An 11346-nucleotide genomic window follows, 5' to 3' on the forward strand; every position below is an offset into this window, starting at 1 on the left:
TAAGTGGGCGTATATATCGGAAAAAGAGTGCTGGCGATCATCCCCATCCTTCTGTTCTCCTCACTACTGATGTTCGTGATGATCCGGGTGGGGCCGGTCGACCTGGCTGAGGCCTATCTGGCAGCGGCCCATATCCAGCCGGATGATGAAGTGCTGGCGGCCAAGCGGCATGAATTCGGGCTGGACCAGCCGCTGCTGACGCAATATGTTCAATCAGTTGGCCGGCTGCTCCGGCTGGATTTCGGCCATTCCTACCTGTCCAATATGCCCGTATGGGGAGAGGTTGCCCAGAAGCTGCCCGCAACGCTTCAGCTTGCATCTGCCAGCATCGTGCTGGCACTGGTGGTTAGCATCCCGCTCGGGGTGTTAGCGGCGATTTACAAAAACCGGCAGGTGGACCACATCATCCGGGTGTTCGCCTATATCGGTGCCTGCATTCCGGTCTTCTGGATCGGCTATCTGCTGATGTTCTTCATCTCGGTCAAGCTGGAATGGCTGCCTGTGGAGGGCAGAGGGTCTGTGCAGCACCTGATTCTTCCGTCGATTACCTTGGCGCTCTGGCTGATTGCCATCTACGCGCGCCTGCTGCGGACGACCGTCCTGGAGGAGCTGAAGGAGGCTTATGTCCGTTATGCCCGGGCTAGAGGGATTAAGGAACATGTGATTCTGTATAAATACGTGCTGAGAATTGCCATAGCACCGCTTATTACAGGACTGGGCATCAATCTGGGGAAGCTGCTGACAGGAGCGATTATCGTAGAGCAGGTATTCTCCTGGCCGGGCTTCGGCCGGTACTTCATTGAAGCGATCATTAACCGTGACATTCCGGTGATTCAATGCTATGTCATGCTCTCGGTCTGTGTGATTGCCGGGAGCAATCTGCTCGCCGATCTGCTCCAGCTCTTCCTGGACCCGCGAATTGCGCGTAAAGGGAGGGCCAGCCAAGGATGAATAACTTAAGCAGCCGCTTCAAAGGCAAGAGAGTGATCATGCTCTGCGGCAGCCTGCTGATCCTGTTCGGTCTTGCTGGCCTGTTAGCTCCGTGGATCTCACCGCATGACCCGATACGGGTGAACCTGGCAGCGAAGCTCAGTCCGCCCTCGTGGGAATATCTTCTGGGGACAGATCAGCTGGGGCGGGACAATCTATCCAGGCTGCTGTATGGAACACGGATCTCGCTGGGCTTTGCTTCACTTATTTTTGCCGCTTCTTTAGGGGTGGGACTCCTCGCAGGAGTGGTTTCGGGGTACATCGGCGGGTGGCTGGATGCTGTGCTGATGCGGTTGTGCGATGGCATTATGTCTTTTCCCAGTATGATTCTGGTCTTCGGTCTGATCGGGATTCTGGGGCCGGGCCTGTCACAATTGGTTATTGCGCTGATGCTGGTGCAGTGGGTGTACTTCGCCCGGATGTTCCGGAATATGATTGTCAGCCTGAAGGAGCGGAATTTCATCACGGCAGCGCGGATCAGCGGCTCCTCCCCCTGGCAGATCATGAGCAGACACCTGATTCCCAACATTCTGCCGTCGATTGTGGTGATTGGGACGCTTGAGATGGGCTGGGCGATTATGGATATCTCCGCGATGTCCTTCCTGGGCCTGGGCGTCCAGGCGCCTACACCGGAATGGGGGGCGATGCTGAACGAAGGGAAATCCTTCATCCGCAATCATCCCGAGCTGATGCTCTATCCGGGATTGATGATTATTATAGTTGTTGCTTCGTTTAATCTGCTTGGCGAGGCGCTGTCTGAACGGTACGGGATCAAACGAGGCTCCTGAAAGAAGGAATGAGCGAATCATGGAACAAGCGGAATATGTGCTGCAGGTGAAGAATCTGAAGGTATCAGTGGAGACAGCTTCAGGAGTTCTGCCCCTCATAGAGGACGTTAACCTGGAGCTGAAGCCGGGGCGTGTGCTGGGTCTTGTGGGAGGCAGCGGCAGCGGAAAAACCGTTACGTCACTGGCGCTCCTCCAGATGCTGGACCGGCAGACGAGTGTGATCGAAGGCAGTATCCGGCTGCATACCCGTGAGCTGAACGGACTCCCGGAGAAGGACATGCGCAGGCTTCGCGGCAGTAGTCTTGCGCTGATTATGCAGAATCCGATGACGGCCTTCTCTCCGGTGTATACCATTGGTGCGCAATTCGTGGAGTCGATACGTACACATATGAAGCTGGGGAAAAAAGAAGCCAAAGCCTGCATGATCCGTTCCCTGGCCGATGTGAATCTGCCCGATCCCGAAGCGCTGCTGGGAAAGTATCCGTATGAGCTGAGCGGGGGGATGCTCCAGCGGGTGATGCTGGCGCTCACCCTGTGTCTGAAGCCCTCCGTGATCATTGCCGATGAACCTACTACGGCTCTGGATGTGTCTAATCAGCTTCAGGTGCTGCGGCTGCTGGACCGGATCCGCCAGGAGCATGGAACTGCTATTCTGCTGATCTCCCATGACCTCGGCGTCATTGCGGAGCTGGCTGATGAAGTTGCGGTCATGCAGCACGGGCGGATTGTTGAGACCGCTGATGTATTCGAGTTGTTCGACCATCCCCGGCATGAATATACCCGGGAGCTGCTGGCAGCAAGGCCGCTGCTCCAGCTTAGTCCGCAGTTAGGGGGCCAGCTATGACCGGAATGGCGGCAGAATACATGCTTGAGGTCAGGGAAGTTACCCATACCTATGCTGCATCCCGCCGGTGGAGACGTTCGGAGAAGCAGGAATATGTGCTGTCCGGCGTGTCTCTTCATATAGAAGAGGGAACCTGCCTGGGGCTGCTGGGATCAAGCGGAGCCGGTAAAAGCACCCTGGGCCGGGTTATTCTCGGGCTGGAGCCGCCCCGCGCGGGCCAAGTGCTAATTCAGGGACAGGATCTGTATAAGCTGAGCCCGCAGGCGCGCAGGACCATCCGCCGCGATCTGCAGGTGGTCTTCCAGGATTGTTATTCTGCCGTGAATCCCCGGATGACAGCAGAGCAGATTATTGGCGAGCCGCTGTCCAATTACGAGTCCTTGAGCGTTCAGGAGCAGAAGCGGGCGGTAGGCGAGCTGCTGGAGTGTGTCGGGCTAAGCGCGGCGGACATGCAGAAGCAGCCCTACCAATTCAGCGGAGGACAGCTGCAGCGGATCAATATCGCCAGGGCGATTGCGCTGAAGCCTAAGCTCATCGTGTTGGATGAGGCGGTTAGTAGTCTGGATATGATTAATGGGGCGAATATTTTGCGGCTGCTTGGGGAGCTTCGGTCTGCGTTCGGCCTGTCCTATCTGTTCATCACCCATGATATTAAGGCCGCCTGTATGATCTCAGACGCACTGGCTGTCATGGATCAGGGCAAGATCGTGGAATATAACGACAGTAAGGAGCAGTTCCTGCAGTCCTCTAATCCTGCGGTTCGCAGCATGCTCGATTCCATGCTTGCGGAGCATCCGCGGAACCGGCACAGGGAGCTGCCCGGGGACGCTGTACAATAATGCCGCAAAGTATCTGAGTCATCATCGAAGCTAAAGTCCCACAATGCAGGCGTGTGGCTCGAATGTATGCGAAAAACAGCATACATTTGCTGTCGCGCAGGCGCATGGCCCGAATGTATGCGAAAAACAGCATACATTGGCTGGCGCCGCAGGCGTGTGGCCCGAATGTATGCGAAAAACAGCATACATTTGCTGTCGCGCAGGTGCATGGCCTGAATGTATGCAAAAAACAGCATACATTAGCTGGCGCCGCAGGCGTGTGGCCCGAATGTATGCGAAAAACAGCATACATTGGCTGGCGCCGCAGGCGTGTGGCCCGAATGTAACTGGCTGTCGCGCAGGTAATCTCCTAAGGTACCGTTCTTTAAAAGGACGGAAAGGGCGATACCTTTTCCACTTATGGATCAAGCTTCTTATAGGAAGCATTTGCTTCCGCCAGTACCTCCGCACCGCCCGCCGCCAGGAACTCCTCCACGAACTCCCCGAATTCCTCCAGCGGACGCTCCCCGGTGATGAAGGCAATGTACGCCTGGTCTCTTAGCTTAATAAGTCCAGGGCCGTTCCTGATCAGAGAAGGAGTAGCCACCTCCAGGGCATTATAGATGCCGTCGTGATCCAGCCCCAGGGTTGCCGCCCATTGCTCACTCCGGCCGGCAGGAAGGATAGGCAGGGTCATGCCGATCCCCGCACCGATCGTATTCTGGTAGCTGAACATATGGTTATACGGCGGCAGCAGGATGATCTCCTTCCTGTCCGTTCCGGCCCAGTCCCAGTGTGTCCCCTGAATACCGTACTGCAGAGATGCCGCCTTATCGGGGTCAGGATTTGCGCTGACGTAGTCCAGCAGCCGGAGGATCCTCTCCAGCTTGCCCGGCTCCCGGGTGGCTTCTGCGCCAATGGCAGTGAAGCTCATCAGCATATCGTAGGCTTTGGAGCCGCGCCTGCCGTCCGGACCGCTAACCGGCCGCCCGAAAGCGATCTTGGCCTGCGGATGCTTGGCGGTTAACTCCTTGACGTTAAACATGGCTTCTACCGGAACCAGCCTAGCTGCCTTCTGGTCATCCAGTCTCCAGTCCGTATAAGCTCCTGCCTGTGTCCAGTGATAATAATTGCCCATGGAGGTCATGCCGATCCGCCCGTTAATGAAGGCGTGCGACAGATGCTTGTAGCCTCCGCTATTCTCCCCGGTGATGAACTCGGGATCAATGACTCCGTCCTTGTACCATTTACGGAGATAACGCAGCGCTTCCTGCATATCCGGCTCCAGAGCGCCAATGACCAGCCCCTGATCCTTCCGGCTGAAGTAGAGCTGATCCGTGAAGACCATCTGCCCGAACGCGCCGAAGACCACATTCATGCCCTCCTGCGACAAGCCGTAGGTGTCCCGGATCCCGTTGCCGTCCGGGTCTTCGTTCGCAGCAGCATAGATGAATTTCTCGAAGTCGGCCAAGGTGTCCGGCACCTTAAGGCCGAGCTTGTCCAGCCAATCCTGCCGGTAGACCACAGGGACCCGATAGATGTTGGTAGGATTAATGACCGGTATGCCATAATAGGTCCCGTTAATGCGGCCATATTGCTGATAGGCCGGTGCATTCTCGCGGATGGCCTTAAGAATATTGGGAGCGTAGGTGTTCAGCAATTCCTCAGGAATTGGCGCGAGCACGTCCTGCTGCTGGTACTTCAACAGATCCTGGGTCTGCCGGACCCGGAACAGGTCGGGAATGCTGCCTTGCACCAGCCTCTGGTCAAGCAGGGATTCGTATTTGTTGTTCGGCAGATTCCAGAAGTCCAGATCTACGTTGAACTTCTGCTCCAGCTCCCGTACCATTACGGCATCCTCCGCAACCGGCAGATTCTGATGCATGGTCCAGGAGATTTTGAGCTTCGGGGCAGAGGCAGCAAGAACAGCAGAATCAGCAGAGTCAGCAGAATCAGCAGAGTCAGAAGCGGAAACGGATGTATCCGGCAGCTCTTGTCCTGGCGCAGATGAGAGGAAAGCGGGCTGCCCGCTACAGCCGCAGATCAGCCCCAGGAGGGGCAAGAGCACTAATCTTTTATACATATACATATGGCACCCTCCTTATCCCATGCTAATCTCCGCCTGCGGCGGCAGTGTATTCACGGTTCGCAGATAATTCCCCGGCGTACAGCCGTAGATCTCCTTGAAGCGCTTGATGAAGTATGGAGTCGTTCCATAACCGACCGTGCCGGCGATTTGTTCGATCGACATGTTGTTGTTCTCAATCAGCCGCCGGGCCTCTTCCATCCGTATGCCGGTAATATAGTCGGTGTAGGTGACCCCCAGCTCTTCCTTGAACAGCTTGCTTAGATACTTAGGACTGATGAACACCTTGGCGGATACAGCATCCAGCGATAAATCCCCGGACAGATGCTCCCCGATATAGGCCTTAGCCGCTTCAATGGCCCAGAGTGCGCGGTCACTGTTCCGTTTCTGTGTCTCCATAATGAAGCTACCGATGGAGGCGGCGAACCACTCCTGCAAATGCCGGATATCCGGCAGGGCAATATATTCGTTATACAGATCCAAAGGCCCGTGCGCGGAAGGGGTGTAGCGGATGCTTTTCAGATAATCTGAGTACATAAATACGGTGTTCGCCAGAACGAAGTGGCAATAATCCGCCGGGTAGCTGCCTTCCCGCATGACGGCTATCAGCTGCTCCAGCGCGGCCAGAGTCTCATCCAGCTGCCGGGTCTGCAGCTTATCCTTGAATCTCATTAGTACAGGCTGCGGAATTTCGTCCAGACTCTGCTCCTTCTTCAGCAGCTCCCGGTCCTTCAAGACCCTGCTCTCCGGCAGAAAATAAGCATACTTCATCAAGGTCTGCGCTTCAGCGTAGCTCGTGTGGAGAAGGCTGATGGCATCCACCCAGCAGCCCTGCGAGAGCTGAATATTCAGCTGGAACTGCTGCTCCGCCGCTGCTGTAATCCGGTCCGAGAGCTGTTCGAGCAGCGTCCCGGAGGCTTCGCGCGCGCTGATAATGACAACCGTCTGCTTGTCCGGCAGCTCCTCAGCCAGAATACGGATTCCGTGAAGCCGGATCGCTTCAAGCTCTCCGGTCATCCCGCTCATGGCTGCCTGCAAGCCGCTAAGACTCATGCGGGCATAGGCTCCACGGGTGTTGAGGAGCAGGCAGCAGTAATAACGGTGCTCGGGAGAGAGTCCCAGGAATTGCGGATCTGCGGTTACACTGCCTTGGGCAGGGCTGTCCTGAAGGAGATTCAGGATCATGTTCTGCCGGATATGCGGACTGCTGGCCTCAAGCGTCCCCTCCAGTGTGGTGACTTTGTCGTTCAGGCGGTTGAAGGCGGAGTCAATAATTCCGAATTCGTTAAGGGCGGGTCCCCGCACCCCTGGCAACTCAGGCCCAGGGCCGTAGAGGTCCTTAATCGTCCGAAGCAGCCGCTTAAGCGGACTGTAATTCAATTTGGCCAGAATGCCGGACAGACCGATTCCTACCAATAGAGCAAGCAGACACAGGGAGAGGATGACCCTCTGGACAACGAGCCATTTCTCATAGAACAGGTTCGCCGGAGCCGCACTGAAGAGCTTCCACCCGGTGGTCGGCAGGTCCTGATAGGAAATGACGTAGGTGCTGCCCCCGATGTCCTGGCTCATGTTCCCGGAGGTCTCAGGAGAGGCTAGCGCATTCGAGATACTGGCCGCATAGGTGTCGGCCTGTGCGGCAGCATCTGGATTCGAGCCGGCCACGATTCCGCCGGAGGGCGTAGCAATGAAGCTGCTCTGATAGCGGGCAGGCATCATATTCTGCAGAATGGCGCGCAGCGCGCTCTCCTTCAGATCAATGGCAATCAGCAGCTCACTGGCTGCCCCGGGGGACTGGAACGGATAGCTGTGCACATAGGTGATCAGCTGGCTGCCGCTGCCGCCGGGGATGCTGGAGACGATATCGTCCGGCACGAACCGGGCCTCTGTCCAAAGGCTGTTACGGGAATTAAGGTTCATGCCGTTCACCCAGTCCATCCAGTAGGCGGCCCCTGCCTGCTGGTCCGCGCGGAATTTCAGCCCATACAGCGAGGACAGCAGGAGATGCTGCCTGGGAGCATACAGATGAACGGCTTGAATCAGGTCCGAATGATTGGATACCTGCAGGTTCAGCGAATCCTGGAGACTGCTCACCTTGCTGAGATTCGCTGGAAGTGAAGCATCTGGCAGCATACGGAGCGCCGCCCGCTGGTTCAGAGAGACTTCCAGATAGATCTGCTGGACCCGCTGAAGCACGGAAGCTTCCAGGGTACGGGCGGTATTGTCAAGGATGAGCCGGTTGCGTCCCTGAAGCTCTTCCTTATAATGGTTCGAGAAATAGAGATAGAAGGCAGAACAGAGTAAGAGGACAATGACTAACACAACAGAGATGTATGAAGCCGCTAGGGCGGCAAAGGCAGAGTTCCATTTTCGCAAGATGTATTCTCCTCCCAGGCGGATTATACACTAGCCCCTCACAAATCTGTTCGGGATTCATGTTAAATCAATGTAAAATGGCCGGAAATGGTTGAATTGTTCCCAAAATCATAGAATTGCGAAATTGTGTTATTGAGCGGCGGTGGAGGCAGGTGCTATATTGAGTCCGATTCAGGCAATCAAAATAACAAGATAGGGGCTGACACATTGAACTTGAAGTCGAAAAGAAAGCTGTTGTCTGTTACGGCAGGTCTGGTACTCCTCACGAATTCTATCGCGGTACATCCTGCAGAGGCGGCCACGGATCATTCATTAACCGGGCTGCCGGCTGCTCCGGCATGGGGACATTTCGTAGATACTTATAAGAATAACACACCTGTGAATATGGCGGTGTATTCCAACCCCTCGATCGGTGTTCTCTCCGGCTTCCTGGATCTCTGGACACCGGGCGCCACCTGGGATACCGGGAAGATGAAGAATCCCGATGTGCTTAATTACAACATTCAATATGTAGCGGATCTGGCAAAGACCCGTACTCCGGCAGAGGAGGAGGCAGCGTATTACGATGACCGGCGGAACCAGACCTATGGTGCGGCTGACGGCCTTGGACCGTTGTCTGAGGTGTACCGTTCGATGTCAGGAACCTTCACGACCATTAACAGCATTCCAGATGATGCGACTACCGTGAAATACAATGATGGTAATGACAGTAATAAGGCCGGAGATTCCAGTTCAAGCTTGGGTAAAATGGTAGACCTGATCGGAATCATCCGCGGCAATTACGCTTCAACGAGCCAGGCCAAGAATTTCTACAGCTACAAGCGTCCGTTCCGCTGGAAGGATACCTCTGTGATTGTGCCGACCCTGGTGCCGGCGAGAAGCAGTACGCCTGCCACAGACGGCGGCTTCCCAAGCGGACATACCAACGCTTCCTATCTGGCAGCCCTGGCTCTGGCGTACTCCGTACCTGAGCGCTTCCAGGAGCTGATGGCCCGGGCCTCGGAGATGGGCAACAACCGGGTTGTCGCCGGGATGCACTCACCGCTGGACGTTATGGGCGGTCGGGTAACAGCCATGGCCTTCGCAGCGGGAGCGCTGAATGACCCGGATAATGCGGCATTGAAGCAGGCGGCTTACACGCAGGCCCATGAAGTGCTGCTCACACAGACAGGTACCGCAGAAGACCGGTTCACGGATTATGCGAAGAATAAGGCCCAGTATACCCAGCGGCTGACCTACGGCTTCCCGCAGATTTACTCCACGACTGAGCCTGCTGTTGCTCCTAAGGGAGCAGAGGTGTTGCTGGAGACCCGCCTGCCTTACATGAGTGCGGATCAGCGTAGAGCAGTTCTCGTAACAACGGCACTCCCCTCCGGTTATCCACTGCTTAATGATCCCGAAGGCTGGGGACGATTGAACCTGTTCGCCGCTGCTGACGGGTACGGTGCATTTGCTGAGCCCGTAACGGTAGCGATGGACGCTGCGAAGGGCGGCTTCCACGCCGCAGACCGCTGGCGCAATGATATCACCGGGACGGGCGGACTGACCAAGGAGGGGACTGGCACGCTTAAGCTGGCCGGCAGGAATACGTATTCCGGTGGCACAGAGGTGAACGCAGGTGTCCTGGAGGGAGAGTCGGCAACGGCCTTCGGTAAAGGAAATGTGACGAATACCGGCGGTTCTGTAGTTGATAACGTCTACGGTAAAATACTGATCGAAGGAAGCTTCACTCAGGCCTCCGAGGGTACGCTTGTACTGGACCTTACTGGAGCAGACGATATCCTTGAGGTTACGGGTGAGGTGAAGGCTGACGGGAAGCTGAAGGTGAACTTCGCGAACAGCTATGTTCCAGGCAACAGCCTGATTCCGCTCATTACGCATGGTGTCAGCCAGCGCAGCGGGCAGTTTACCTCCGTGGAGGTTGAAGGATTGCCAAGCAAATATAACACCCACGTCATGTACCTGAGCGATCAGATTGCGCTTAGTATCACAGATACGGCAAGCGGCGGAACGGGCGGCGGCAATCCGGGCGGAACGCCGGGGACTCCGGCTGGAAATACCGGAACGGTACCAGGGACCAACGGCACCACACCTGGGAATGGCAGCACTACTCCTGCTGAACCGGAGAAACAGCCACAGAACGGCGTTAATCCGTTCCAATCCGGAGTGGTCAGCAGAGAAGCTGTATACAAGACCGTAACTGAAGCCATTGCAGCCACGAAGAATCAGAGCATCAGCTTCAAGGATACCGCAGGACACTGGAGCAGCAGCACCATCGCTACAGCCGTGAAGCTGCAGATCATCAGCGGCTATGTGGACGGCTCCTTCCGTCCGGATGCACCGGTGACCCGAGCTGAATTCTCAGCGATGATCGCCCGCTCCTTCGGGCTGGGCACCACTTCTGCTGCCCCTAAATTTGGTGATACAGCGTCCAACTGGGCGGCAGGCTATATCGGTGCTTTGGCCGATAAAGGCATCGTAACCGGCTACTCAGACGGCAGCTTCAAGCCGGGAGCGACCATTACCCGCGCTGAGATGGTTACAATCATCGGCCGTGTGCTTGATCTCGGCGTGCTCCAGACGGGCACTCCGGCAAGCTTCAAGGATGTCAGCAGCAGCTACTGGGCAGCTGACGCCATCCGCCAGGCGGCTTCGGCTAATCTGGTGAAGGGCATCTCTGCCTCAGCATTCGCGCCAAAGAATCAGGCTACCCGCGCTGAAGCGGTGGCCGTGATTATCCGGGCGCTGGAGAGCGACAGCTCCGTTAAAGCTCTGATTGCAGGGTTGTAAGCTGGAACTGAGTGACAGGAGTAAGTAAGTTCTTATGGATAGAATTTTTATGGATAGAAAGCAGGAAGTACAAGCCGCTGGCTTGTGCTTTTTGCTATGTTACAGTCACTTAGGGTTTCGTTCCGCGTGCTTTCATCACAATGTGGGCATATTTGACAAATTAAATCTACAAGTGTAATATATAGAACAAAGCTTGTATTTACACTTGTAGATTTAATTCTGCCGCCAAGAAATGGAGCTGTTATGATGAGTACAACCCCGAAGATTTCAGAAGCTGAATGGGAGATTATGAAGATTATCTGGGAGCATCATCCGCTCACCTCGGAACAAATCACCCGGCTCCTGCCTGCATCTGTGGAATGGAGCGAGCAGACGGTGCGCACCTTCGTCACCCGGCTGCTTAAGAAGAGCGCGATAGCGTATGAGAAAGTCGGCCGAAGCTATCTCTACTATCCGCTGGTGCCAGAGAATGAGTGTGTCCGGGCCGAGAGCCGCTCCTTCCTGAAGCGTGTTTTTGGCGGAGCTACCCAGTTAATGGTGACCAGCTTCCTGGAGGATGTGGAGCTGTCCAAGCAGGAGATTGAACAACTGGAACAGCTGCTCCGGGAGAAGAAGTCGCAAGGCACCAGCGGAAACTCAGGTAAGCAGGAATGA

At 55.8% G+C, this 11346-nt stretch carries 8 protein-coding genes; 6 read left to right on the top strand and 2 right to left on the bottom strand.

What is annotated here, in order from left to right; translation table 11 throughout:
• The first annotated feature begins 3 nt into the window (after positions 1 to 3).
• From NSU18_RS19935 to nikE, 4 genes are read left to right on the top strand one after another with little or no spacing between them, the layout of a single operon-like run.
• Positions 4 to 951: an ABC transporter permease subunit gene (locus NSU18_RS19935; RefSeq protein WP_341149848.1), complete on the top strand. Its 948-nt coding sequence runs from the start codon at positions 4 to 6 to the stop codon at positions 949 to 951.
• The gene (nikC, locus tag NSU18_RS19940; RefSeq protein ID WP_341015566.1) at positions 948 to 1778 is read left to right on the top strand and encodes a nickel ABC transporter permease subunit NikC; all 831 of its coding nucleotides are present in this window, start codon (positions 948 to 950) and stop codon (positions 1776 to 1778) included. The genes NSU18_RS19935 and nikC overlap by 4 nt, the downstream gene beginning before the upstream one ends.
• A gap of 19 nt (positions 1779 to 1797) precedes the next feature.
• The gene (locus NSU18_RS19945) at positions 1798 to 2622 is read left to right on the top strand and encodes an ABC transporter ATP-binding protein (protein WP_341015568.1); all 825 of its coding nucleotides are present in this window, start codon (positions 1798 to 1800) and stop codon (positions 2620 to 2622) included.
• Between the two features lie 20 nt (positions 2623 to 2642).
• Entirely contained in the window at positions 2643 to 3461 is an 819-nt protein-coding gene (nikE, locus tag NSU18_RS19950) for a nickel import ATP-binding protein NikE (protein ID WP_341151071.1), read from the top strand.
• Positions 3462 to 3858: 397 nt separating this feature from the next.
• Here the strand turns inward: nikE and NSU18_RS19955 are convergent, their stop codons facing one another.
• On the bottom strand, positions 3859 to 5523 hold the full coding sequence (locus NSU18_RS19955) for an extracellular solute-binding protein (RefSeq protein ID WP_341149849.1): 1665 nt from the start codon (positions 5521 to 5523) through the stop codon (positions 3859 to 3861).
• A gap of 18 nt (positions 5524 to 5541) precedes the next feature.
• A complete protein-coding gene (locus tag NSU18_RS19960) occupies positions 5542 to 7902 on the bottom strand; it encodes an AraC family transcriptional regulator (protein ID WP_341149850.1) in 2361 nt (786 codons plus the stop codon).
• A gap of 207 nt (positions 7903 to 8109) precedes the next feature.
• Between NSU18_RS19960 and NSU18_RS19965 the strand changes: the two genes are divergently transcribed.
• Both NSU18_RS19965 and NSU18_RS19970 read left to right on the top strand, forming a co-directional pair.
• Positions 8110 to 10692: an S-layer homology domain-containing protein gene (locus tag NSU18_RS19965; RefSeq protein WP_445321815.1), complete on the top strand. Its 2583-nt coding sequence runs from the start codon at positions 8110 to 8112 to the stop codon at positions 10690 to 10692.
• A 246-nt stretch (positions 10693 to 10938) separates the two neighbouring features.
• Positions 10939 to 11346, top strand: coding sequence for a BlaI/MecI/CopY family transcriptional regulator (locus tag NSU18_RS19970; protein WP_341015572.1), 408 nt, complete (start codon positions 10939 to 10941; stop codon positions 11344 to 11346).

It is taken from the genome of Paenibacillus sp. FSL H8-0048 (assembly GCF_038002825.1).
Lineage (GTDB): Bacteria > Bacillota > Bacilli > Paenibacillales > Paenibacillaceae > Paenibacillus_AQ.